The organism is Rhizobacter sp. OV335 (genome assembly GCF_900142965.1).
Classification (GTDB): Bacteria; Pseudomonadota; Gammaproteobacteria; order Burkholderiales; family Burkholderiaceae_C; genus Rhizobacter.
Map to the genome: position 1 here is coordinate 19,627 of NZ_FRCQ01000028.1, position 24,445 is coordinate 44,071.

Genomic DNA, 24,445 nt, shown 5'->3' on the forward strand with positions numbered 1-24,445 from the left:
CCCGGGCTTCCCCGGTTCCTGCGGCCACCAGCGCATTGTCGCCAACTGGCGCCGCCGGGCAACCGGGCCTACCAAGCGTTACACGACGCCCCGTTCCGAGCGCCCCGACGATGTCCGCCAATCAACTCGACAAGAAATCCGAAGCCTGGTCGGCCCTGTTCTCCGAGCCGATGAGCGACCTGGTCAAGCGTTACACCTCCAGCGTGAGCTTCGACAAGCGCCTCTGGAAGGCCGACATCGCCGGCAGCCTGGCGCATGCCGAGATGCTGGCGGCGCAGTCGGTGATCGCGGCGCAGGACCTGGCCGACATCCGGCGCGGCATGGCGCAGATCACGCAGGAGATCGAGTCCGGCGCCTTCGACTGGAAGCTCGACCTGGAAGACGTGCACCTCAACATCGAAGCCCGGCTGACGCAGCTGGTGGGCGATGCCGGGAAGCGGCTGCACACCGGCCGCTCGCGCAACGACCAGGTGGCGACCGACGTGCGGCTGTGGCTGCGCGACGAGATCGATGCGCTGCTGCCGCTGCTGGCGGCGATGCAGCAGGCGCTGGTGGGCGTGGCGGAGCGGCATGTCGAGACCATCCTGCCGGGTTTCACGCACATGCAGGTCGCGCAGCCGGTGAGCTTTGCGCACCACCTGCTGGCCTATGTGGAGATGTTCGCCCGCGACGCCGAGCGCCTGGCCGACGTGCGCAAGCGGGTGAACGTGCTGCCGTTGGGGGCGGCGGCGCTGGCGGGCACCAGCTACCCGCTGGACCGCGAGCGGGTCGCGAAGACGCTGGGTTTCGACGCTGTGTGCCAGAACAGCCTCGATGCGGTGAGCGACCGCGATTTCGCGATCGAGTTCGCGTCGTTCGCGAGCATCACGATGATGCATGTGTCGCGCCTGGCCGAAGAGATCGTGCTGTGGATGAGCCAGAACTTCGGCTTCATCAACCTGGCCGACCGCTACTGCACCGGCTCGTCGATCATGCCGCAGAAGCGCAACCCTGACGTGGCCGAGCTGGCACGCGGCAAGAGCGGCCGCGTGGTCGGCCACCTGATGGGCCTGCTGACGCTGATGAAGGGTCAGCCGCTGACGTACAACAAGGACAACCAGGAAGACAAGGAGCCGTTGTTCGACTCGGTCGACACGGTGCGCGACACGCTGCGCATCATGGCCGAGATGGTGGCCGGCATCGTCGTGAAGCCCGAGGCGATGGAGCGGGCGGCGCTGAAGGGGTATGCGACCGCGACCGACCTGGCCGACTACCTGGTGAAGAAGGGCCTGCCGTTCCGGGATGCGCACGAGGTGGTGGCGCATGCGGTGAAGTTCGCGCTGAGCGAAGAGCGGGATCTTGGGGATCTGCCGCTGGATGTGCTGCAGGGGTTTCATGCGGCGATCGGCGAGGACGTCTTTGACGTGCTGACGCTGCGCGGGTCGTTGAATGCACGGAACGTGCTGGGGGGGACTGCACCCGATCAGGTTCGTGCGCAGCTCGCCCGACATCGGAAGCGGCTTTTCACTGCGTGAGGCTGCTGCCGGGTCTCGCCCCGGCGGGCGAGTCACTTTCATTTGGGGCTCAAATGAAAGTAACCAAAGCAAAGAGCCTGAATGCAACACCATACGGTTCGTTCTACACGCTGCGGACAACACTGCCACGCCGTTGGCAATCCAACCTTGATTGGGATTGTTGAACCGTAGCCCCGATGCGAAGCGAGGCGCGTGGAGGCGGGAGGGCAACAATCCCAATCAACGGACGATGTGCAGCGGCGTGGCAGTGTTGTCCGCAGCGTGTAGAACGAACCGTATGGTGTTGTATTCAAGCGCCTTTGCTTTGGTTACTTTCATTTGGCAAGGCAAATGAAAGTGACTCGCCCGCCGGGGCGAGACCCGGCAATGCCACGCAGTGAAATCACCTCCCCCTAAACTCCCCGCACCACACCAGGAGGGAGTCCATGAAGAAGCTCATCGCGCTCACGACCAGCGTGCTGCTGGCCGCCTGCGGAGGCGGCAGTTCGCCTGATTCGCCGTCAGCATCACTCACCGAACGAGCGGCAGCCACCGATCCGGCCGCCTCGGCGCCGGCCTGGCTCGATCCGCTGACGCTGGTGAACCCCTACATCGGCACCGGCATCGGCTTTCCCAACCCGCAGGACCGCCCGAGCGGCAGCCTGTCCGGCAGCACCTACCCCGGCGCCGCCCTGCCCTTCGGCATGGTTCAGTTCAGCCCCGACACCGGCTACGGCGAACCCAACGCCAACGGCGGCTTCAACTACGCGAAGAACGTGATCCAGGGCTTCAGCCTGACGCACGCGAGCGGCACCGGTTGCCCGGTGCACCAGGACGTCTCGATCCTGCCCTATCCCGGCACGATCACCACCTCGCCTGCAACCGACATCACCCGCTACCAGTCCACGTTCTCGCACGGCGCCGAGCAGACCTCGCCGGGCTTCTACCGCGTGACGACCACCAGCCAGGTCAGCTCCGAACTGACCGTCGCCCGCCGCGGCGGCATCGGCCGCTTCACCTTCCCGGCCGGTGCGAACCCGAACCTGATCTTCAACGTCGGCCGCAATGCCGTCCCCGGTTCCAACGCGCAGCTGCAGCTGGTCGGCAGCGACGGCGTCGAAGGCGTCGTCGAAAACACCGGCGTCTGCGGTCGCGGCCACTACGCGATCTACTTCCATGGCCGCTTCAACCGGCCCTATACCAGCTTCGGCACCTACCGGGGAGCAACCGTCAGCGCCGGTTCGCGCAGCACCGCACGCGTCCCGCAGACAGGCGGCTGGGTCAGCTTCGCACCCGGCGCCCCGGTCGAACTGCGCATCGCGGTCTCGTACGTCAGCATCGCCAACGCGCGGCTGAACCTGCAGGCGGAACTGCTCACCGACTTCGACAGCATGCGCGGCAAAGCCGGCGCCAACTGGGCCGAGATGCTCGGCCGGGTGCGGATCGTGAGCAACGGCAAGCGCGACGACGAGGTCAAGTTCACCACCGCGCTGTACCACTCGCTGCTGCACCCGACGCTGTTCAGCGACGTCAACAACGAGTACATCGGCTTCGACAACGCCGTCCACACGACCGACGGCTGGGACAAGTACGCCACCTTCTCCGGCTGGGACACCTCCCGCGCGCAGATGCAGCTGGTGGCCTGGCTCGCGCCGAAGCAGGGCAGCGACATGGCGCAGTCGCTGGTGGCGGATGCACAGGCCAGCAATGCCGGCTTCCCGCGCTGGCCTACCGCCAACGCCGACACCTGCATGATGTACGGCGACCCGGGTGCAGTGATCGTCGCCAACATGCATGCCTTCGGCGCGACCGCCTTCGACACCGCGGCGGCACTGGCGGTGATGGAGCGCGGCGCCAACACCGTCAACCTGCGCTCGCGCGATTGCGAAACGCGGCCGTCGCTGTCCCAGTACCTGGACCAAGGCTACATCTCCAGCGGGCCGCTGGGCGCGGTCGGCAACACGCTGGAGTACGCACTGGCCGATGCCGCGATCGGCCAGTTCGCCGGTGCGCTCGGCGACCTCGCCAAACGCGATCTCTACCTGACGCGTGCCCAGGCCTGGAAAGCGATGCTGTCGAGCTCCGGCTACACCCAGCAGCGCAGCGCGAACGGCACGTTCGTGATGCCGTTCAACCCGGGCGCCGGCAACGGCGCCTTCGGCAACTACACCTCGGCGATGTACACCTTCATGGTGCCGCAGAACCTGCGCGGCCTGATCGACCGCCTCGGCGGCAATGCCGCTGCGATCGCCCGGCTGGACACCCATTTCCAGCAACTGAACAGCGGCAACGGCCTGCAGGCGACGCTGTCCGAGGCGATCGAGCAAGGCACGCCCTGGGCCTATGCGTTCGCCGGGGCGCCCGCGAAATCGCAGGCGGTGGTCCGCCGGATCCTGAACGAGCAGTATGCGAACCGGCCCGAAGGGCTCATGGGCACCGACGACCTGGGCTCGCTGTCGGCCTGGTACGTCTGGGGCGCGCTCGGGCTGTATCCGGAGATCCCGGGCGTCGGCGGCTTCGTCGTCGGCAGCCCGCTGTTCCCGCACGCCGAGGTGCGCATGGGCAACGGCCGCACGCTGACGATCAATGCCGAGAACGCCGGCGCGGCAGGCACCTACATCGGCACCATGGCGATCGACAGCCTGCCCTCCACCCGCACCTGGCTGCCGCTGGAGCGGTTGGCGGGCGACACGGTGTTCGACGTGGTGCTGGGCGCGGTGCCGCCCACGCCCGCCTGGGGCAGCGCGCCCGAGGATGCGCCGCCGTCGTTCGACGTGCCGCGCGCATCGACGCCGTCCACCTCGTTCTCGACCAGCTTCGACGACCTGCTGCAGCAGCCCGACTGGATCGACGCGCCGCAGGCGCAGGCGGGCACCGGCCGGATGGAAACCTCGACGCGCCGCATCGGCGCGCTGCACAGCGGTGCGGCGGCACTGCGCTATGCGGGCAGCGCCACCGACGCGACACTGGCGTATGCCTACAACCGGGTGTTCGACGTGAACATCCCGGTGACGGCGAGCACGACGCTGTCGTACTGGATCTTTCCCGACAGCAGCCAGCCGAACAGCCGCTTCGTCGCGATCGACCTGCTGTTCGACGACGGCAGCAGCCTGCGCGAATCGGCCGTGGTCGACCAGAATGGGGTGCCGCTGCATCCGCAGCAGCAGGGGCTGGGCGGTTTCCTGCAGAACGATGTGTGGAACAACGTGCAGGCACAGCTGGGCGCGCTGGCCGGCAAGACGGTCGTGCGGATCACGGTCGGCTATGAACAGGCCGGTGCGACCGGCGGGTTCAGCGGCACGATCGACGATCTCTCGATCACGCCCTGAGGCTTGTTCACTGCGTGAGGCCGCTGCCGGGTCCCGCCCCGGCAATGCCCGCGGTCAGTCAGCCGCGCCCGACAAACGGCATCTGCGTCGCCATGACCGTCATGGTCAACACATTGGCCTCCAGCGGCAGACTGGCCATGTGCAGCAGCGCATTGGCCACGTGCTGCACATCCATCCGCGGCTCCACCATCGTGCTGCCGTTGGCCTGCGGCACGCCGCGCGCCATGCGCTCGGTCATGTCGGTGGCCGCATTGCCGATGTCGATCTGGCCGACCGCGATGTTGAACGCCCGCCCGTCCAGCGACGTGGCCTTCGTGAGACCGCTGATCGCGTGCTTGGTGGCCGTGTACGGCGCCGAGAACGGCCGCGGCGCGTGCGCCGAGATCGAGCCGTTGTTGACGATGCGCCCGCCCTGCGGCGTCTGCGCCTTCATCAGGCGGAACGCCTCCTGCGTGCACAAGAAGGCACCCGTCAGGTTCACGTCGACCACCGCCTTCCACTGCTCGTACGTCAGGTCCTCCAACGGCATCGCCGGCGTGCCGGCGCCGGCGTTGTTGAACAGCAGGTCGAGCCTGCCGAAGCGCTCGCGGGTCGCCGCGAACAAGGCCTTCACCGACGCCGGGTCGCCGACATCGGTGGGCACCGCCAACGCATTCGCGGCCCGCTCGCCGGCCTCGGCCAGCGTCTGCTGCAACGGCTCGGCACGGCGGCCGGCCAGCACCACGCCCCAGCCTTCGCGCAGCAGCGCCAGCGCACAGGCGCGGCCGATGCCGGTGCCGGCCCCGGTGACGAGGGCGATCTTCGACGGTGCAGTGGCGGCATTCATGGCGGCGGGCTCCCGATGTCCGCCGACTCCAGCTCGAAGCTGTCGGCGAAAGTGAAGAACAACGATGCGTAGAAGGCGCTCATGACCATCAGCCAGACCGGCAGCATCAGCACCTTGCCGATCTCGACCTGGCCGAGCAGCGACGACACGAGGCTCACCAGGATGACGGCCGCCAGCACCGCGCCGAACCACACCAGCATGTAGATGGCGAACGCGCCGCGGTTGCGCCAGCACGCGACCAGGCTGAAGAACAGCGACTTCGACGCACTCATGCCACCCCAGTGCACCAGCCCCGGCGCATGCCACCACACCACGCTCAGCACCGAACTCAGCACGAACAGCACCAGCATGCCGAGCTGCAGGTGGCCGTCGGACAGGCGCGCGTCGATCATCTCGGGCGTGGTGCCGGCGCTGTACAGCAGTTGCTGCAGCTCGATCACGCGCGCGCCGGCAATCGTGTACGTCAGCAGCCAGATCAGGAAGGCCGCCAGCGCGTAGCCGGCATACAGCCACAGCTGCGCGCGGCGGCGCTGCCGGTCGCCCCGCAGCGGCGCGATGAAGACGGTCGGCAGCGGCACCTGGCCGGCCAGCGTCATGCGCGTGGCGATCATGAAGCCCAGCGACAGCAGCGGGAACATCCCCAGCAGCAGGAATGGCCCGAGCACCGGAATGAACGCGAGTGCGAAGCTCGCGAACAGCGACAGGCCGAGCAGGCCGGAAAACGCGAGCGGCCGCGTCGCGAAAGCGGCCAGGCCCTGGCGCACCCACAGGGCGCCGCGGCTGGCGGGAACATGCTGGAATTTCATCGTTCAGCCCATCGCGGGATGCCACGCGTTCTCGACGCGCTGGCGCAACACGCGCTCGAAGTGGGTGGGGTCATGGGCCTTCAGCACCGACGCATCGCGCGGCAGGTGCAGGTCCCACAGGCGGGAGATCCAGAAGCGCAGCGCAGCGGCGCGCAGCAGCGCCGGCATCAGCCGCCGCTCGCTGGAGCCGAGCGGCCGCACCGCGTCATACGCCTCGACGAACGCGAGCGCGCGGTCTTCGGCGAGGCGGCCGGTGTCGAGGTCGATGCACCAGTCGTTCAGGCACACCGCGATGTCGAACAGCAATGCGTCGACACCGGCGAAATAGAAGTCGAAGAAGCCGGTCAGCGCGTGGCCCTCGAACATCACGTTGTCGCGGAACAGGTCGGCATGGATCGGCCCGCGCGGCAGCGCCGCGTACGCCGGCGACGCCGCCACTTGTTGCTGGAACGCGAGCTCGGTCTCGATCAGCGCGCGCTGCGCGTCGGTCAGGAAGGGCAGCACCACCGGCACCGTCTCGGTCCACCAGGCCAGGCCGCGCAGGTTGGGCTGCTGGCGAGGGTAGTCGGCGCCGGCCAGGTGCATCCGCGCCATCGCCGCGCCGACGCTGCGGCAGTGCAATTCGTCCGGCGCGAGTTGGTGGCTGCCGCGCAGCCGGTCGACCAGCGCGGCCGGCTTGCCGTCGAGCTGGTGCAGGATCTCGCCGGCCGCATCGGCCTGCGGCTCGGGCACCGCGATGCCGTGCCGCGCCAGGTGCTTCATCAGGTGCAGGTAGAACGGCAGCTGCTCGAAGCTCAGGCGCTCGAACACCGTCAGCACGTAGCGGCCCTGCGTGGTGTCGGCGAAGTAGTTGGTGTTCTCGATGCCGGCGGCGATGCCTTTCAGCGTGCTCAGCTCGCCGATCTGCAGGCGGGCCACCAGCGCGGCGGCGGCGTCGAACGAAACCTCGGTGAAGACGGCCATCGTTCCGCTCAGAAGGCGAGGACCTGCCAGACCCGCTGGCCGGCGACGCCGCGCGAGCCGTTCGGCGCCTGCGGCACGCCCTTGGCCGCGTTGTCGGGCAGGATCTCGTACTCGCCCTTCAGCGGCGCCTTGGTCTTGACGACGATGCGCTTGACCTCGCCGCGCACGCGCAACTCCTCGATGCGCGTGCCTTCGTCCTCGTGGACCAGGTGGTCGACCCGCGGCTCGCCGGTGTCGAAGTCCTCGACCGGGGCCGGGATCGGCTTCGGCGCCGGAACGGGTTCGGCATGGAGGGCGGGGGCGGTCGACAAGGCCAGGCAGGCCAGCACGGGCAGCAGCTTCATGGGGCGCATTGTAGGCAGCGCTGCCGGGCGCGGCGCCCCCCAGGGTCAACGCCTCGCTCAGTCGGGGCGCACCCGCAGGAAGGTCGCGAAACGCGGCAGCCCGCTTTCGTGGAACCCGCGGTAGCGGTAGGTCACGGTCGCGCCGATCGGCGGCGGCTGGCGGCGGTCTGCATCCTTCAGCCCGCTGCCGAGCCGGAAGCGCCGGCCATCGGGCAGCTCGACCAGCAGCGCACCGACCTGGCCGGCGTACTTGCCTTCGCCCGGCAGGTGGCCGACGACCCGCGCCTCGGCATCATCCTGCGGCTTCAGCTTCAGCAAGGCATCGCTGCGGTCGCGCACATACAGCGCATCGCCCCGGTGCAGCACCAGGCCTTCGCCGTTGACCGACACGACGCGGCGCATCAGCTTCAGCAGCTCGCCCTCATCGGCCGCGCGGCCGTGCACCACCGCCTCGATCCACGGCGTGCCGACATGGCGCACCAGCGGCAGGATCGCGGCCCGGCGGTGGTCGAAATCGGACGGCTCGTCCGGCAGGTCGAACACCATGAAGCGCATCTCGCGCCACGCGGCGTCGTCAGGCACCTCGGCCGCCACCGCCGATGCGGCTGCGGTGAAGCGGCCCCGACCGGCCCACAGCTCGCCATCCATCGCGCGCTTCGGCCAGCCCGCCGTGAACCAGGCCGGCACGCGGATCGGGTGGCCGTGGCGCGTCAGCAGGCGCTCGCCATCCCACCAGCCGCGCACGCCGTCGTATTTTTCGCTGACCCAGTGAACGGCCGGCTGAAAGGCGCCGGCGCGGTACGGCTGGGCCAGCATCACCGCCGGCGGCCCCGCGGACATGCGCTGTTGCGCTGCGGCCTCCATCGGCAGGCTGGTGGACAACGAAGCGACAAGCACGGCAAGTGCGACGGCAGTGGGCTGCATCTGGTTTTCTCCCGGTGGAGCCGCCGGTATACCCAAGCATCGTGCAGAGAATTTGCAGACGGATCTGCAGACAGCGCAACCGACGGCTGCTGACATCGCCGTCCGAAGCTTCCGCCACAATCGCCCGATGGACGACACCCTTCCCAACGACGCCGGCACGCTGCTGCTGGTCGACGGCTCCAGCTACCTCTACCGCGCCTACCACGCGCTGCCCGACCTGCGCAGCGCCGAAGGCTTCCCGACCGGCGCGCTGCACGGCATGGTCGCCATGCTCAAGCGCGCCCTGATCGACGTGAAGGCCGGGCACGCGGCCTGCGTGTTCGATGCCAAGGGCAAGACCTTCCGCGACGACTGGTACCCCGAGTACAAGGCCCAGCGCGCGCCGATGCCCGAGCCGCTGGTGCAGCAGATCGAGCCGATCCACGAGGTGGTGAAGCTGCTCGGCTGGCCGGTGCTGATGGTGCCCGGCGTCGAGGCCGACGACGTGATCGGCACGCTGGCGCGGGTGGCGGCCGAACGCGGCCACCGCGTCGTGATCTCCACCGGCGACAAGGACCTGGCCCAGCTCGTCAACGAGCGCGTGTCGCTGATCAACACGATGAGCAGCGAGAAGCTCGACGTGCCGGGCGTGATGGCCAAGTTCGGCGTGCCGCCGGACCGCATCGTCGACTACCTGACGCTGATGGGCGACACCGTCGACAACGTGCCGGGCGTCGAGAAGGTCGGCCCGAAGACCGCCGCGAAGTGGATCGCCGAATACGGCTCGCTGCAGGGCGTGATGGACGCCGCGGCCAGCATCAAGGGCGTCGCCGGCGAGAACCTGCGCAAGGCACTCGACTGGCTGCCGACGGGCCGCAAGCTGGTGACGGTGCGCGACGACTGCGAACTGGCCGAGCACCTGGCCGGCTGGCCGGATCTGGACGGGCTGGCGCTGAAGCCGACCGACAACGCCGCGCTGCTCGACTTCTACGGCCGCTACGGCTTCAAGAGCTGGAAGCGCGAACTCGAGGCGGCGGTGGCCGCGCCGCCGCCCGCGCCGGTGAAGGCGGCCAAGCCACCGAGGCCGCCGGCCGACAACGGCACCACCGACATGTTCGGCGACGGCGCTCCCGACGAACCCGCCGCCGACACACCGACCGAAGCGGCCTGCGACGGCCGCTACGACACCATCACCAGCCTCGAGGCGCTCGACGCCTGGATCGCGCGCCTGCAGGCCGCGCCGCTCGCGGCGTTCGACACCGAGACCGATTCGCTCGACCCGATGCGCGCGCAGCTGGTCGGCGTCTCGTTCGCGGTGCAGCCGGGCGAGGCGGCCTACGTGCCGCTGCGCCACAACTACGCCGGCGCGCCGGAGCAACTGCCGATCGACGCGGTGCTGGCACGCCTGAAGCCGTGGCTGGAAGACGCCGCCGCCCCGAAGCTCGGCCAGAACATCAAGTACGACCTCCACGTGCTGCAGAACGCCGGCGTGATGGCACGCGGCTTCGTGCACGACACGCTGCTGCAGAGCTACGTGCTGGAAGCGCACCGCCCGCACAGCCTGGAAAGCCTCGCCGAGCGCCACCTGGGCCGCAAGGGGCTCAGCTATGAAGACCTGTGCGGCAAGGGCGTGAACCAGATCCCGTTCGCGCAGGTCGAGGTGGAGCGCGCGGCGCGCTACTCCGGCGAGGACAGCGAGATGACGCTGCAGGTGCACCAGGCACTGTGGCCGCAGCTCCAGGCCGAGCCGGGGCTGCTGCGCGTCTACCAGGAGATCGAGATGCCGACGGCGATCGCGCTGCAGCAGATCGAGCGCAACGGCGTGCTGATCGACGCGCTGGTGCTGTCGGCGCAGAGCCAGCAGCTGGGCGAGCGCATGGTGGCGCTGGAGCAGGAAGCGCACGAGCTGGCGGGGCAGCCGTTCAACATGGGCTCGCCGAAGCAGATCGGCGAGATCCTGTTCACCAAGCTGGGGCTGCCGGTGATCAAGAAGACCGCCAGCGGCGCGCCCAGCACCGACGAAGAAGTGCTGGACAAGCTGGCCGAGGACTACCCGCTGCCGGCCAAGCTGCTGGAGCACCGCAGCCTCGCGAAGCTGAAGGGCACCTACACCGACAAGCTGCCGCTGATGGTGAACCCCGAGACGCACCGCGTGCACACGAACTATGCGCAGGCGGTGGCGGTGACCGGGCGGCTCGCGAGCACCGACCCGAACCTGCAGAACATCCCGATCCGCACGCCCGAAGGCCGGCGCGTGCGCGAGGCCTTCATCGCGCCGCCGGGGCATGTGATCCTGAGCGCCGACTATTCGCAGATCGAGCTGCGCATCATGGCCGACATCAGCGGCGACGCGAGCCTGCTGAAGGCCTTCGCCGAGGGCATGGACGTGCACCGCGCGACCGCGGCCGAGGTGTTCGGCACCGAGCCGGCGGCGGTCACGAGCGAGCAGCGGCGCTATGCGAAGACGATCAACTTCGGGCTGATCTACGGCATGGGTGCGTTCGGGCTGGCGTCGAGCCTGGGCATCGAGCGCAGCGCGGCGACCAGCTACATCGAGCGCTACTTCGCGCGCTACCCGAGCGTGAAGGCCTACATGGACGAGACGCGGGCGTCAGCCAAGGACAAGGGCTATGTCGAGACGCTGTTCGGCCGCCGCATCTACCTGCCCGAGATCAACGGCGGCAGCGGCCCGCGGCGCGCCGGCGCCGAGCGGCAGGCGATCAATGCGCCGATGCAGGGCACGGCCGCCGACCTGATCAAGCTCGCGATGGTCGCGGTGCAGAACGCGCTGCTCGCCGAGCAGCGCGCGACCAAGCTCGTGATGCAGGTGCACGACGAACTGGTGCTGGAGGTGCCGGAAGCCGAGCTCGACTGGGTGAAGGCCGCGGTGCCGAGGCTGATGGCCGGCGTGGCGCAGCTGAAGGTGCCGCTGGTGGCGGAAGTGGGGATCGGACGGAACTGGGACCAGGCGCACTGACACTCACCGTCCATGCCCATGCCGCTCCCGATCAACCTGAAGGACCTGCTGCACCAACGCACGATCGAAGGCGAGCGCATCGAGTACAAGGCCGGTTGGAATCCCGATGCCACGCTGCGCACGATCTGCGCTTTCGCCAACGACTTCGCGAACCTGGGTGGTGGCTATGTGGTGATCGGGCAGGATTGCGACGCGGACGGACAGCCGGTGTTCCCGCCGGTCGGCGTGGCCGACCACCAGATCGACAAGATCCAGCAGGAGCTGCTGGCCGCGTGCCAGCTGATCCAGCCGCCGTACTTTCCGCTGCTGAGCGTGGAGGAAGTGCAAGGCCGCAAGCTCATGGTGCTGTGGGCCCCCGGCGGCCAGAACAGGCCATACAAGGCACCGGCCAACGTGACCGCGAAGGTCAAGGTCCCGCACTACTACATCCGCCGCTACGGCAGCACCGTCGAAGCCAAGGGCCATGACGAGCAGGAACTGCTGAGCTTGGCGGCGAGGGTGCCCTTCGACGATCGCTTCCACCAGGCGGCGCGAATGAACGAGCTGTCGCACAAGCTCATGGTCGAATTCCTCGACGAGGTGGGCAGCGACCTGGCAGGCACGGCACCCGCCTTGACCCTCGAAGCACTGGGACGGCAGATGAATGTGGTGGGCGGCACCAGCGAGACGCCATGGCCGAAGAACGTGGGTCTTCTCTTCTTCAACGAGCATCCGGAGCGCTGGTTCCCCGGGACGCAGATCGACGTGCTGTGGTTTCCAGATGGCGCCGGGGGCGACCGATTCGAGGAACGGACCTTCACCGGCCCGCTCGGCCGCATGGCGCGCGAAGCGCTGGGCTATGTCCAGCGCAATCACCTGCACGAAACGGTGGTGAAGCACCCGCAACGTGCCGAAGCCGAGCGCTTCTGGAACTTCCCCTATGCCGCCTTGGAAGAAGCACTCGCGAACGCGGTGTATCACCGCTCGTACGAGGAGCGTGATCCCATCGAGGTCCGCATCAGTCCCGACGAGCTGGTCATCGTGAGCTACCCCGGTCCCGACCGCTCGATCGCGTTGGCCGACTTGCAGGCTGGGCGTGCGGTGAGCCGGCGCTACCGCAACCGGCGCATCGGCGAGTTCCTCAAGGAGCTGGACCTCACGGAAGGCCGAGCCACCGGCATCCCCAAGATCCTGAAGGTCATGGCCGCCAACGGCTCGCCGGCGCCATTGTTCGAAACCGACGAGAGCCGCGCGGCCTTCGTCATCCGGTTGCCGGTGCACGCCGGTGCACTCGTGTCGCCGAGGGGTGAAACCGGCTCCCCGGAAGTCACCCCGGAAGTCACCCCGGAAGTCACCCCGGAAGTGCGCCGGCTGTTGCACGTGCTGGACGGGGAGCTCTCGCGCCAGGAGCTTCAACAAGCCCTCGGGCTGAAGGATGCGGAGCACTTCCGCAAGGCCTACCTTCTGCCGGCGCTGGCAGGCGGCGCGGTGGAAATGACCTTGCCCGCGACACCACGCAGCAGCAATCAACGATACCGTCTGACCGACGCCGGCCAGCGCGCAAAGAGCGCTTCGGCGCCGAGCTGAGCGAACCGGCCGCGATTTCGCGAAAGAAAAAAAAGGGGCCGCGGACATCACGCCCGCGGCCCCTTCCCTCTTCTGGCCAGCACCAGCCGCCTGCGCGGCCGGTTCCTCCCTGATCAGCCGAATCAACCGAGTTCGGGCAGCCCCGTCAGGTAGCCGACGGCCGCGCCGAACTTGTCCTTGTAGTTCGCCTTCACGAGCGGCTCCAGGTCCCCCTTCACGAGGTCGTGCACGCCCTTGATCCACTCACCGGCGTGCTGGAAGTTGCTCATGATGTAGGTCCAGCCGTTGATGTCGTCGACCGCATGCAGGCCGGTCGATTCGCCGCCCGCCGGCACCGACAGGACGCGCGACAGCTTCTTCGTGTCGACGTTGTAGGCCCACAGGAAGTTGTTGACGTGCGTGGCGCTGTCCTCGCCGATGAACAGCGTGCGCATCTTCTCGGAGAACTTGATGTTGTCCGGGTTGCCGATCTTGTCGGGGTTGGACAGGTTGCCCAGCCCGTCGGCCGCGATGTCCTCGCCCACCAGCAGCGCCTTGGTCTGCACCGGCACCCACTCGCTGTCGATCGCCGCGCCTGCGGTGTCCTTCTGGCCGCCGGTCAGCGTGTGCGCCATGACGCCGCCAGCCACCAGCTTCTTGTCCAGGCTCACGCCCATCTCTTCGCGCCAGGCCGCATCGCCCTTCACCATCGAGGCCTGGATGTTCTGCAGCGCCGAGTAGCCGATCTTGTCCTTCGCGTTGACGGTCGTGCCTTCCATCTTCGTGAAGACCATGCTCGCGCCGGCCAGGTTGGCGTAGCGGTGCGTCTCCAGGAAGGCCGCAGCCTTTTCCATCCCCGGCACCAGCTTGACCCAGTTGGCCTTGCCGTCGCAGAAGATCTTCGTGTAGCTCGCGTCAAGCGGATCGGTCTTGCTGACGGCCATGATGTCGGCCGGCTTCAGCGTGTTGGCCAGGTTCTCGATCTCGGCACTGGTCGCGTGGCCGAGCTTGATCCAGGTCAGCGGCGCGCCCGCGGCGGCCGGGTCGATCGAGAAGCCGGCACCCACCTTGGCGACGTACAGCGTGCCTGCCGACAGGTCCTTCGCCTTGTCGGCGACGAACATGAAGAAGCCGCCGTTCGTGTAGTCGTCACCCATGATCGCGGTGCGCTGGTCGGGCATCACCTGGATCAGCTCGTGCGAGATGCGGCCCAGGCAGTAGTGCTTCTTGATGCTGCCGGTGCCGTCCGGGTTCACCGTCACTTCGGGCAGGTGGCCGTAGTGGTACGGGTTGGCCTTGGTGGCATCGCCGAAGGCGTTCTTGCTGAACGCGAGGAACTGCGCGGTCGTGCTGGCGAACGGCGCATCGGGCTCGTACTCCTCGCTCGACAGGTGCGTGCCCCACGGCGACAGGCTCGCGCCGCAGGTGATCCACAGGCCGTGCACCGACGAGGTGTCGACGTTGTGGTACTTCACCAGCGTCAGCTTGCCGGTGGTCTGGTCCTGGTCGAGCGTCAGCACCGCGATCGGCGACGGCAGCGTGCCGTAGGTGCTGACGAGGTCCTGCCCGGCCGTGGTGTATTCGAACTGCACGACGGCGAACACCGCCTTGCCCTTGATGCCAGGCACGGTCGGGTTCGGCACGGTCAGCAGCGAGCTGCCGTCCGGCGAGTCGGAGAAGAACTGGCGCTCCTTGCCGGCTACCGAGTTGTCCATGATCTTCTCGCCGGCCATGTTGACGTAGCCGCCGGCGAGGATGGTGCCGCCCTTGCCGTCCGGCACCATGTCGCCGGTGACGAAGAAGGGCTCGTACTTCAGCGCGAAGGTCTGCTTGCTGCCGTCGCTGTAGGTGGCGACCAGCTTGGAGCCGACGGTGGTGGCGGCCATCGCGGCCGGCTCGGCCTTCGTCGGCGCGGCCATCGCGGTGAACTCGACCGAGGTCACGGTGGCGGCCGGCGTCGGGGCGGGGCCGTCGTCACCACCACCGCAGGCGGCCAGCAGGCCGGCGAATGCGGTGGAACTCGTCATCGGCAGCAACGGGGCCCCGGACAACAGCTTCAGGAGACGGCGACGTGCGTCGACGGTTGGGTGGCTCATCTGGCTTCCTTGGAGAGTGAGGAGAGAAGGCACGTCACCGCGCGTGGCGGGTCGTGTCGAGGTGTGTCTTGGCGTGCGGCAGGTTAAGCAGGCCGGATGAAAGTGGCGTGACAAGCGCATGACGGGACCATGACGCCTCGAAACACCTCGGCGGCCGCGTCGGAAGGCCGGTTGCGCGCTTGCGTTCATACTGTCGCCCGATCACCACCAACACCATCCACGGGAGAAGCCTTGGCATGAGCAAGATCCACTTCATCGGCGGCGAAAAGGGCGGCGTCGGCAAGTCGCTGATGGCACGGGTGCTGGCGCAGTACCTGATCGACCGGCAGATGCCCTTCCTCGGCTTCGACACCGACCGTTCGCACGGTGCGCTGATGCGCTTCTATGCCGGCTACGCGTCGCCGGTGCTGGTCGACCGCTACGAGGCGCTGGACGCGATCGTCGAGGCCGCCGTCGACCAGCCCGACCGCCGCGTGCTGGTCGACCTGGCCGCGCAGACGCACGACCCGCTGGTGCGCTGGATGGACGAATCGGGCGTGCTGAACCTGCTGGACGAAACGAACTCGCAGGTCCACTACTGGCACGTGATGGACGCCGGCAAGGATTCGGTCGACCTGCTGAAGAAGCTGCTCGACCGGTTCGGTCCGAGCTTCAAGTACGTGCTGGTGCGCAACCACATCCGCGGCAGCGACTTCTCGGTGTTGGAGCAGTCGGGCGAGCAGGCGCGCGCGCTGTCGTTCGGCGCCAAGGTGGTGACGATGCGCAAGCTGCACGACACCGTGATCCAGAAGATCGATGCGGCCAGCATCAGCTTCTGGAACGCGCGCGAAGGCGACGGCGATGCGACGCTGGGGTTGATGGACCGCCAGCGCCTGAAGATGTGGATGCGCGACGTCTATCGCGAAATCGACGACGTCGAGGTCTGATCGCTACTTCGTGCCCTTGATCGCCGCCTGCGCGATCTTGAAGAAGATGTCGGTGTTGTCCATCACGCCACTGAACAGCGACGCGCCGCGGCCGAGCGCCGACAGCGGCACGTCGGTCGCGGTGTGCACCGCCTGGTCGCCCGGCACCTGGCCGGTGATCAGGAAGCCCGCACCCTGGTTGCGCACGCTCGGGTTCGCCGGGTAGCCACTCTGCGGTGCCTTGCCGACGAAGGGCTGCTGCGAATCCTGCGTCGGCGTCGCGTTCGCGAGCCAGCTCTCGTAGCGGTCGGCGTTCGCGCCGTAGCCGATCAGCATCTTGAAGTCGACGTCGGTGCTCTGCGGGTAGCCGTCGGCGGCGATTCCGTACTTCGGGAACTTCGCGGCCTGGTAGACGCCCACCACCGGATCGCGCAGCGTCGCGGCGCTCGGCGCGCTGGCGCCTTCGGCCGGCGCGGCGGCAGCGCGGATCGCGGCCACCGGCTTGGTCGACGCGCCGATGATGGCCGCGCCCGAGCATTCATGGTCGGCCGTCACGATGACCAGCGTGTCCGGGTGCTTCGCGGCGAAGTCCTTCGCCACCTGCACCGCACGGTCGAACTCGATCACCTCCAGCAGCCAGCGGTCGGTGTCCATCAGGTGCGCCTGCTTGTCGATCGACGCGCCCTCGATCAGCGCGACGAAGCCGTTCTTCTGGCGCGACAGCACCTGCAGCGCGGTCTCGGCCATCTCGTCGAGCATCGGCTGGTCGGGGAAGCCGTAGTCGTCGACGATGGTCGACACGCCGCGGCGCTTGTTGATCTTGTCGAACGCGACGTTCATGTTCGAGTACGAGAACAGGCCCAGCAGCTTGTCGGCGCCGGCCGCTGCGGCCAGCCCGAGGCGGTCGGGCGCATAGGCGAAGCCGGCGCCCTGGAAGTCGGCGATCAGGTCGCGCGACGGGTCCTTCGCGCCCACCGCCGCGCCCCAGCCGGACACCAGGTCCGACGGCAGCACGTAGTCGGTCTTGGCGTCGCGCTGCGAGCCGTTGACGGCCTGGCCGTTACGCGAGCCGTCGGCCTTCAGCGCATCGCCGTTCGGCAGGAACCACTTGCGCCCGCCACCCATCAGCACCGACAGCCCGGTCAGGCCGCGGTCGTCGAGGAACTGGTCGACGATGCCGGTGCCGTTGCCGCGGTTCGAGGTGTGCACCGCATTCGCGGCCGGCGTCGCGTCGAACACGTCGGCCGTGGTCACGATGCCCAGCGCCTTGCCCTGGGTGCGGTGCAGGTACTCCGACAGGTACTCGACGCGCGGGTTGTCGAACGCGTCCGCCGTGTCGTCCGGGAACACGCCTTCCTGGTTGTTCGCGGCCTTGTTGCCGGTCACGTAGTTCGACATGCCGGGCGACGAGTCGGTGACGATGGCGTCGAGCGACGAGGTCATCACCATGCCGGTGTTCGGGAAGGTGTCCATCGCGAGGGCCGCATGCGCCTTGCCCTGCGCATAGCCCTTGGCCATGATGCGCGCCGCGGTGCGGTGGGCCGCGCCCATGCCGTCGCCGAGCAGGATGATGATGTTCTTCGCCTTGCGGCCGGCACCGCTGAGCGCCACGACCTCGAAGTTGCCGGTCGCGCTGACGCGCTGGCCGTCGCTCTGCGTCGCGTTGACCGTCAGTCGGTGGATGCCGGGCTTCGCATTGGAGTAGGCGCGCTGCGAGACGACCGCGGCGTTGCTGCCGGCCGGCAGGCTCAGGCCGGTCGTCACGACGCTGGTGACGGCGGAGGCGGGTTTCAGCACCACGCCGTCGACCGCGAACTCGAAGGCGGTGAGCGTGGTGCCGGCGTCCAGCCGCACGGTGGCCTGCAGGTCGAAGCGCTGGCCGGGCAGGAAGCGCGCGATCACCGGCGGGTTCGGGTCGTTCGACGTGAACAGCTCGCTGGGCGGCACGAGGCGCGTGACGCCCGGGGCGGCCTGGGCGGAGGCAGCGGCGAGCAGGAGGGCGGCAACAGCAAGGCGGTTCATTTCGGGGACTCCAGGAGAACGGATGCGGATTCGGGGTCGAGCACGAGGCGCACGAACGAGGCGCGGCCGTCGGCTTCGCGCTGCGCGCCGACCTGCAACGTGCCGGTGAGCGAGACAAGGCCGGGGCGCCAGGGCACGGTCTGTGCGGCGAGCGGGGCGGCGAGGTGCAGGTAGAGCGTGGACGCGGGCAGGTCGTCGGCGAAGCTCTCGTCTTCGTCGCCGAGCGAGACCGGCAGCGGGGTCAGCAGCGCGATGCCGGGTGCGGCGGACGATGCCTCCTGGTGCGCAAGGTAGCCGGTGATGCGCACCGGCTGCCCGTCGAGCGACAACAGGCGCGCGCTGGGCGCGAGGCCGCGCGGCCCGACCGGCAGCTGGAAGAACTCGCGGAACTTCAGATCGGCGGCCGTCGGCCCGGCCTGGGCCGCGACAGAACCCAGCAGCGTGGCTGCACACAGCAGCCACGCTTTACAACAACGACGCATGGGTCTCCCTCCACGACTCCCCGAGCTGCCTGATGATCGCGGGGTGCCATGACAGGGGCGTGACCTTGGCTCAATACCTTGGCTCAGTAGTTCAGCAGCACGACCTCGTCGACGAAGGCGGTGTTGTCGCCCGTGGTGTTCAGGCCCGCGAAACGCAGCGTGTGCGCACCGGCACCCAGCGCGATCGGCGGGGTCGTGAACGACTCGAACTGCGTCGATCCCGGCGTGAAGCTGCCCAGCAGGTTGCCGTCGAGGTAGACGCCGAGGGTCTGCACGCCGCCTGAGATCCAACCCCGCCGCGCCGCCTTGAAACGCACCGCGTACCGCCCCGCCGACAGGTCGGCCAGGCCCTGGCTCATCGCCCCGCCGCTTTGCACGAAGGCCGTCTGCACGCCTTCCGGCGCGGCCACCGCGCCGAACGCGCTGCCGTTCTTCTGCAGGCCCGAGCCGCCGGTGCCGCTCTCCGGCGCGAAGGTCCAGGCCGCGTTCGGCGCGCCGTACTGCACGCCGTTGCCCGTCGCCAACCCCGGCGACTCGAAGCCCGGGTTCTGCGGCAGGTGGCCCACCCAGCAGCGCTTGGCCACCCCGACGATCGGATCGACGAAAGTCGCGTTGTCACAGGCCACCGGGCCGCTGCGCGTCAGGAAGCGGTACGCCGACTGCGCGCCATAGGCCACGGTCCGGGTGCGGTCGAAGCTGCAGCTCTGGCCCTCCAGCGCGCACGGCGTCCAGATGCCGATTGCCGGCGGCCGCTCGGTGTCGCTCAGTTCGCAGTGCTTCACGACGTTCGGCGTCGGGTCCCCGAAGGTCGCGTTGTTGCAGGCGACGCCGCCGTTGAAGCTGCCGTAGACGAAGCTGCTGCCGCTGCCGTAGCGCACACCGCGCACGCCCTCGAAGACGCACTGCCCGGCCTCCGCCGCGCAGCTCGCCCAGGCCGCCCCCGTCCCAGCCGTGCGGAAGCTGCGCACACCCGGCTGGACGCCCCGGAAGTAGATGTAGCGGCTGTCCTGGTCGGCACTCGCGATGCCGGCCGCGCCGGTGAAGGCACTGCCGTTCCACACCTCCACGCCGTCGATGCTGACGCGCCGGTCGATGCCGAAGCGCGGGATGCCGATCACGCCGACGGAGCCGGTGTGCGCGCTGCTGTCCACTGTCATCGTGAAGCTGCCGTCGCTGCCGCGGTCCCAGCTGTTCCTGACGCGCTTGCTGCCGTCGAAGCTCAGCTGGCCTTCGACGTGCGTGAGGTCGCCGGGGTGCGGGATCACGCCGTACTGCTGCCCCTTCACCGTGGTCGGGCTGATGCCCAGCGTGTAGAAGGTCAGCGCCGAGGTCGGCCCGGACGACCAGCCGTGTGCGTGGCTGACGAACCACGGCGCATAGCCGCCGCTGCCGCCGTCTGCGCCATAGCCCTCCCAGAAGGTCTTGGTGCTGCGCGTCGGGTGGTTGAACATGAAGCCCCACTGGCGGCGCATCAGCTCCAGCGCATCGGCATCGCGCGAGGCCACCGACATCGCCATCAGCTGCATCGAGCCCGCGAAGCCGGAGATGTTGCGCCCCCACTCCGGCGTCAGCGCACCCAGCGTGCCGAGGTTGGAGTTCAGGTAGCGGGCGATGGCCGCCGGCTTGTCGGCGCTGTCGGTCACCCCGTACCAGACCGCGAGCGAGTTGCCGTCCTGCGGGAGCAGCGTGCTGTCCGGGTTGTCGCGGTAGGCGCCGGCCGCGGCGTCCCACAGCGTGGCGTTGATGCGCGACTTCAGCGTCGCGGCCGCAGTCGCGTAAGCGGTGGCCGTCGCGCCCTCGCCCACCGCGCTGGCCAGCGTGGCGCCGGTGACGAGTGCGCGGTACAGCATCGCGTTCGCCGCGATGTTCTCGCCGCCCTGGCCGCCGCGCGCCCAGTCGTTGGTGCCGGTCACGTGCAGCAGCCCGTGCGCGCCGTTCACCTTGGCCTGGATGAAGGCCATTCCCTGCTTGTAGCGCGGCCAGATCGAGCGCAGCCAGTCGGTGTCGCCGCTGTAGAGGTGGTAGGTCTCGGTGCCGATCAGCGTCCAGAGGTGGTAGGTGTCGGAGCCGTACAGGTCGAACGGCGGACCGGAGTACGGCAACTCGCCGCTCGCCTTCTGGCTGTCGTACAGGCGCTGCAGCGCGTTCTTCACCGACAGCGTGTCGGCGGTCGACACGTAGCCCACCGCGGCGGAGATGCCGAGGTCGCCCGACCACACCGTGCGGTCGCGCTTGGCGGCATCGGTCAGCACCGACGTGCCACCACTGACCACGGCGGTGTTGTCCCAGCCGGTGGTGAGCAGCTTGCGGCCCTGGTCGGGCGCGATGGTGTTGGTCTGCACCGTGTAGGCGCCGGCGTACCAGAGCTTGTTCAGCAGGTCGTCGTTGCTGTAGAAGTAGTTCGGGTAGGCACTCGGATCGGCCATCGACGGCGCCGGCGTGAAGCGCAGCCGGATGTTGGCGAGGTGCACCCAGCCGTCGGAGTTCATGAACAGCGTCAGGTAGCGGAAGCCGCCGCGCAGGCTCGCCGCCGGCATCGTGTAGCTCGTGCCGGTCGTGCTGTTGACGCTTGCGTAGATGGCGCCATCGGTCGAGCTGCTCGCGCCCACGTTCAAGCCGGCGTTGGAGCCATCGCTGATGGGGCCGACGTACTCGCTCGACTCGGTGAACGCGAGGCCGACCGATTCGGCACTGCTGCCGGCCGCGGGGAAATCCAGCGAGACGAAGCCGCCGACCTCCTTGCCGAAATCCAGCACCACGTGGCTGCCGCGGCCCGACATCATCGCGGTGTTGCCGGTCAGCAGGTTGCCCGGGTTCTGCACCGTGCCGACGGTCTTGAAGACCGCGACCGGCGCCAGCGTGCGCGACGACGGGGACAGCATGTACTGGCTCCACGGTGTCGCGGCGGCCGCTGCAGCGGCCTTCTCCGGCGTGGCGGCCGATGCGGTCGCGGCGGGTGGCGACGAGGCCGGGCTGCCGGCGTCGCCGCTGCCGCCGCTGCCGCCACAGGCGCCGAGCAGGGCGCCCGCCGCCGTCGCCCACACGACGATGAAGAATCTCGCTCCGTTGCATCCCTGCATGGTCTTCTCCCTGGTTGTTGGAGCGGGACTCTACGGAGTGTGAAAGCGCCCATCAAACGACGAATGCTGATCGGCGGGATAAGAGACGCTTATGCGAGCGCCCAGCGCTGCGGGCGTTTGCAAGCGCTGTCAGGACCGGCGCCATCACGGAATCGCGGGAAGAACCTGAGTGATGTGACAAGTGAGGGGATGACCGCCGGCGCGATGGGCCGGTAGCCGGCTCGGGGTTCACCATGAGCCGGGGTGTTCACTCCACCGGGGTCAACTTCGCAACGGAGAGCGCCAGCCACTTCATGCCATGCCGCCCGAAGTTGATCTGCGCCCGCGCATCGTCGCCGGCACCTTCCAGCGTGACGATCACGCCCTCGCCGAACTTGGTGTGGAACACGCTCTGGCCAGTGCGCAGCCCGTGGCTCGACGTGGTCTTCGGCCCGCCCGGCTGCGCCACCGACGACGGCCGCGGCTCGACCCGCCCGGCGCCGACGATCGAGTTCAGCCCCGATCCGCGTGCCCACGCCGCCTGGTACTCGCGCGCAAACCCCGAGCCGAAGCCCTGGTTGCGCGGCGTGATCCACTTCAGCGCCGCCTCGGGCAGTTCGTCGAAGAAGCGGCTCTTGACGTTGTAGCGCGTCTGCCCGTGCAGCATGCGGGTCTGGCTGAAGCTCAGGTACAGCCGCTTGCGCGCCCGCGTGATCGCGACGTACATCAGGCGCCGCTCTTCTTCGATCCCGTCGATGTCGGAGACGCTGTTCTCGTGCGGGAACAGCCCCTCTTCCAGCCCGGTGATGAAGACCGCGTCGAACTCCAGCCCCTTGGCCGAATGCACCGTCATCAGCTGCAGCGCGTCCTGCCCGGCCTGCGCCTGGTTGTCACCGGCCTCCAGCGAGGCATGCGTCAGGAAGGCCGCGAGCGGCGACATGATCTCGCCGGTCTCGGCATCGGGCGTCTGATCGAGCGCGGCGATCGTCTCGGCACTGCCGTGCTCGTCCACCGGCAGCGCCACCGCGTTCTTGCCGAAGCCCTCCTGCGTGACGAAGGCCTCGGCCGCGTTGACGAGTTCGTCCAGGTTCTCGAGCCGGTCCTTGCCTTCCTTGTCGGTCTTGTAGAAATCGATCAGGCCCGAGGCATGCAGCATGTGCTCGATGATCTCGCGCAGCGTCTGCCCGCGCGTGGCCTCGCGCATCGTGTCGACCAGCGCGGTGAAGGCCTGCAGGTTGCTGCCCGCCTTGCCGCTCAGCGCGCCGACGCTCTGGTACAGGCTGCGCCCGCTCTGGCGCGCCGCATCCTGCAGCTGCTCGATCGAGCGCGCGCCGATGCCGCGCGTCGGGAAGTTGACGACGCGCAGGAAGCTGGTGTCGTCGTTCGAGTTCTCGATCAGCCGCAGGTAGCTCAGCGCGTGCTTCACCTCGGCGCGTTCGAAGAAGCGCAAGCCCCCATACACCTTGTACGGAATCGCGGCATTGAAGAGCGCGCTCTCGATGACCCGGCTCTGCGCGTTGCTGCGGTACAGGATGGCGATGTCGCGGCGCGCGATGCCGTCGCGGTGCAGTTGCCGCGCCTCGTCGACGAACCACTGCGCTTCGGCGAAATCGCTGGTGGCCTCGTAGACACGCACCGGCTCGCCCGGCCCCGCCTCGGTGCGCAGGTTCTTGCCGAGCCGCCGCGTGTTGCGCGAGATCAGCTCATTCGCCGCATCGAGGATGTTGCCGAACGAGCGGTAATTGCGCTCCAGCTTGATGACCTGCTCGACGTGGAACTCGCGCTCGAAATCGGCCATGTTGCCGACCTGCGCGCCGCGGAACGCATAAATGCTCTGGTCGTCGTCGCCGACCGCCAGCACCGCGGCGTGCGGGCCGGCGAACATCTTCAGCCAGGCGTACTGCAGCTTGTTGGTGTCCTGGAACTCGTCGACCAGGATGTGCCGGAAGCGCCGCTGGTAGTGATCGCGCAGCGGCGCGTTGTCGCGCATCAGCTCGTAGGTGCGCAGCATCAGCTCGGCGAAGTCGACCACGCCCTCGCGCTGGCACTGCGCCTCGTAGGCCTCGTAGACGCGCACCAGCGTGCGCTCCTGCTCGTCGCGCTGCTCCACGTCCTTCGGGCGGCGCCCTTCTTCCTTGTTGCCGGCGATGAACCAGGTGACCTGCTTTGGAACGAAGCGCTCTTCGTCGAGGTTCATCGACTTGATCACCCGCTTGACGGCCGACAGCTGGTCGGCCGAATCGAGGATCTGGAAGCCCTGCGGCAGCCCGGCGAGCTTCCAGTGCGCGCGCAGGAAGCGGTTGCACAGCCCGTGGAAGGTGCCGATCCACATGCCGCGCACCGGCACCGGCAGCATCGCGCTCAGGCGCGTCAGCATCTCCTTGGCGGCCTTGTTGGTGAAGGTGACCGCCATCACGCCGCCGGGCGTCAGCTGGCCGGTCTGGATCAACCACGCGATGCGCGTGGTCAGCACGCGCGTCTTGCCGGAACCGGCGCCGGCCAGGATCAGCGCCGGGCGGGCCGGCAGCGTCACCGCGGCGAGTTGCTCGGGGTTCAGGTTGTCGAGGAGGCGGCCGTCGGCACCGGGGTCGCGTTGGGGGGAGAGGTGCTCGCTGGAGCCGTCGTCATGCATCCGTCGATTGTAGGGATGGACGCTGCCGGGACGCTTTCCTACGATGCCTCTTTGGTCGGAGGG

15 protein-coding genes are annotated in these 24,445 nt (G+C 68.6%); 5 read left to right on the plus strand and 10 right to left on the minus strand.

All coding sequences use genetic code 11. The features are described 5' to 3' along the window. The first annotated feature begins 110 nt into the window (after window positions 1-110). Together argH and BUE42_RS24385 are read left to right on the plus strand one after the other, a co-directional pair. Window positions 111-1,514, plus strand: coding sequence for an argininosuccinate lyase (gene argH, locus BUE42_RS24380; protein ID WP_073467889.1), 1,404 nt, complete (start codon window positions 111-113; stop codon window positions 1,512-1,514). A 425-nt stretch (window positions 1,515-1,939) separates the two neighbouring features. Beyond that, window positions 1,940-4,822: a GH92 family glycosyl hydrolase gene (locus BUE42_RS24385; protein ID WP_073467890.1), complete on the plus strand. Its 2,883-nt coding sequence runs from the start codon at window positions 1,940-1,942 to the stop codon at window positions 4,820-4,822. A 58-nt stretch (window positions 4,823-4,880) separates the two neighbouring features. Here BUE42_RS24385 and BUE42_RS24390 read toward each other — a convergent pair whose 3' ends face one another. Genes BUE42_RS24390 through BUE42_RS24410 form a run of 5 tightly spaced genes read right to left on the minus strand, consistent with a single transcriptional unit; the run spans window position 4,881 to window position 8,685 of the window. Continuing rightward, window positions 4,881-5,648 (minus strand): SDR family oxidoreductase, encoded by a 768-nt coding sequence (locus tag BUE42_RS24390; RefSeq protein WP_073467891.1) that lies wholly within the window; start codon window positions 5,646-5,648, stop codon window positions 4,881-4,883. Beyond that, complete coding sequence (locus BUE42_RS24395; protein ID WP_073467892.1) at window positions 5,645-6,454, minus strand: BPSS1780 family membrane protein; 810 nt, start codon at window positions 6,452-6,454, stop codon at window positions 5,645-5,647. The genes BUE42_RS24390 and BUE42_RS24395 overlap by 4 nt, the downstream gene beginning before the upstream one ends. A gap of 3 nt (window positions 6,455-6,457) precedes the next feature. Then, a complete protein-coding gene (locus BUE42_RS24400) occupies window positions 6,458-7,417 on the minus strand; it encodes a homoserine kinase (protein WP_073467893.1) in 960 nt (319 codons plus the stop codon). Between the two features lie 8 nt (window positions 7,418-7,425). Beyond that, window positions 7,426-7,761: a hypothetical protein gene (locus BUE42_RS24405; protein ID WP_143171724.1), complete on the minus strand. Its 336-nt coding sequence runs from the start codon at window positions 7,759-7,761 to the stop codon at window positions 7,426-7,428. Window positions 7,762-7,818: 57 nt separating this feature from the next. After that, window positions 7,819-8,685, minus strand: coding sequence for a DNA ligase (locus tag BUE42_RS24410; RefSeq protein WP_083614508.1), 867 nt, complete (start codon window positions 8,683-8,685; stop codon window positions 7,819-7,821). A 127-nt stretch (window positions 8,686-8,812) separates the two neighbouring features. Here BUE42_RS24410 and polA point away from each other — a divergent pair, with 127 nt between their 5' ends. Both polA and BUE42_RS24420 read left to right on the plus strand, forming a co-directional pair. After that, on the plus strand, window positions 8,813-11,641 hold the full coding sequence (gene polA / locus BUE42_RS24415) for a DNA polymerase I (RefSeq protein WP_073467896.1): 2,829 nt from the start codon (window positions 8,813-8,815) through the stop codon (window positions 11,639-11,641). Between the two features lie 18 nt (window positions 11,642-11,659). Continuing rightward, the gene (locus tag BUE42_RS24420; RefSeq protein ID WP_073467897.1) at window positions 11,660-13,207 is read left to right on the plus strand and encodes a Fic family protein; all 1,548 of its coding nucleotides are present in this window, start codon (window positions 11,660-11,662) and stop codon (window positions 13,205-13,207) included. A 122-nt stretch (window positions 13,208-13,329) separates the two neighbouring features. Here the strand turns inward: BUE42_RS24420 and BUE42_RS24425 are convergent, their stop codons facing one another. Then, window positions 13,330-15,282, minus strand: coding sequence for a PhoX family protein (locus BUE42_RS24425; RefSeq protein ID WP_073467898.1), 1,953 nt, complete (start codon window positions 15,280-15,282; stop codon window positions 13,330-13,332). 236 nt (window positions 15,283-15,518) lie between these two features. On the opposite strand from BUE42_RS24425, the gene BUE42_RS24430 reads away from it, so the two are divergent. Beyond that, entirely contained in the window at window positions 15,519-16,208 is a 690-nt protein-coding gene (locus BUE42_RS24430; RefSeq protein ID WP_073467899.1) for a P-loop NTPase family protein, read from the plus strand. Window positions 16,209-16,211: 3 nt separating this feature from the next. On the opposite strand, the gene BUE42_RS24435 is transcribed toward BUE42_RS24430, so the two are convergent. The 4 genes from BUE42_RS24435 to BUE42_RS24450 all read right to left on the minus strand — a co-directional run bounded on the left by BUE42_RS24435 (window position 16,212) and on the right by BUE42_RS24450 (window position 24,382). Continuing rightward, entirely contained in the window at window positions 16,212-18,209 is a 1,998-nt protein-coding gene (locus BUE42_RS24435; protein ID WP_073467900.1) for an alkaline phosphatase, read from the minus strand. Beyond that, window positions 18,206-18,691: a hypothetical protein gene (locus BUE42_RS24440; RefSeq protein WP_073467901.1), complete on the minus strand. Its 486-nt coding sequence runs from the start codon at window positions 18,689-18,691 to the stop codon at window positions 18,206-18,208. Before BUE42_RS24440 ends, BUE42_RS24435 begins: the two co-directional genes overlap by 4 nt. Before the next feature lie 83 nt (window positions 18,692-18,774). Then, entirely contained in the window at window positions 18,775-21,771 is a 2,997-nt protein-coding gene (locus BUE42_RS24445; protein ID WP_083614511.1) for an alpha-L-rhamnosidase-related protein, read from the minus strand. A gap of 247 nt (window positions 21,772-22,018) precedes the next feature. Next, window positions 22,019-24,382, minus strand: a complete 2,364-nt coding sequence (locus BUE42_RS24450; RefSeq protein ID WP_073467903.1) for a UvrD-helicase domain-containing protein — start codon at window positions 24,380-24,382, stop codon at window positions 22,019-22,021. Between the last annotated feature and the right edge of the window lie 63 nt (window positions 24,383-24,445).

Coding starts and splice junctions, on each gene's coding strand:
- argH (WP_073467889.1), top strand. CDS start 111: ATGTCCGCCAATCAACTCGACAAGAAATCCGAAGCCTGGTCGGCCCTG.
- BUE42_RS24385 (WP_073467890.1), top strand. CDS start 1,940: ATGAAGAAGCTCATCGCGCTCACGACCAGCGTGCTGCTGGCCGCCTGC.
- BUE42_RS24390 (WP_073467891.1), bottom strand. CDS start 5,648: ATGAATGCCGCCACTGCACCGTCGAAGATCGCCCTCGTCACCGGGGCC.
- BUE42_RS24395 (WP_073467892.1), bottom strand. CDS start 6,454: ATGAAATTCCAGCATGTTCCCGCCAGCCGCGGCGCCCTGTGGGTGCGC.
- BUE42_RS24400 (WP_073467893.1), bottom strand. CDS start 7,417: ATGGCCGTCTTCACCGAGGTTTCGTTCGACGCCGCCGCCGCGCTGGTG.
- BUE42_RS24405 (WP_143171724.1), bottom strand. CDS start 7,761: ATGAAGCTGCTGCCCGTGCTGGCCTGCCTGGCCTTGTCGACCGCCCCC.
- BUE42_RS24410 (WP_083614508.1), bottom strand. CDS start 8,685: ATGCAGCCCACTGCCGTCGCACTTGCCGTGCTTGTCGCTTCGTTGTCC.
- polA (WP_073467896.1), top strand. CDS start 8,813: ATGGACGACACCCTTCCCAACGACGCCGGCACGCTGCTGCTGGTCGAC.
- BUE42_RS24420 (WP_073467897.1), top strand. CDS start 11,660: ATGCCGCTCCCGATCAACCTGAAGGACCTGCTGCACCAACGCACGATC.
- BUE42_RS24425 (WP_073467898.1), bottom strand. CDS start 15,282: ATGAGCCACCCAACCGTCGACGCACGTCGCCGTCTCCTGAAGCTGTTG.
- BUE42_RS24430 (WP_073467899.1), top strand. CDS start 15,519: ATGAGCAAGATCCACTTCATCGGCGGCGAAAAGGGCGGCGTCGGCAAG.
- BUE42_RS24435 (WP_073467900.1), bottom strand. CDS start 18,209: ATGAACCGCCTTGCTGTTGCCGCCCTCCTGCTCGCCGCTGCCTCCGCC.
- BUE42_RS24440 (WP_073467901.1), bottom strand. CDS start 18,691: ATGCGTCGTTGTTGTAAAGCGTGGCTGCTGTGTGCAGCCACGCTGCTG.
- BUE42_RS24445 (WP_083614511.1), bottom strand. CDS start 21,771: ATGCAGGGATGCAACGGAGCGAGATTCTTCATCGTCGTGTGGGCGACG.
- BUE42_RS24450 (WP_073467903.1), bottom strand. CDS start 24,382: ATGCATGACGACGGCTCCAGCGAGCACCTCTCCCCCCAACGCGACCCC.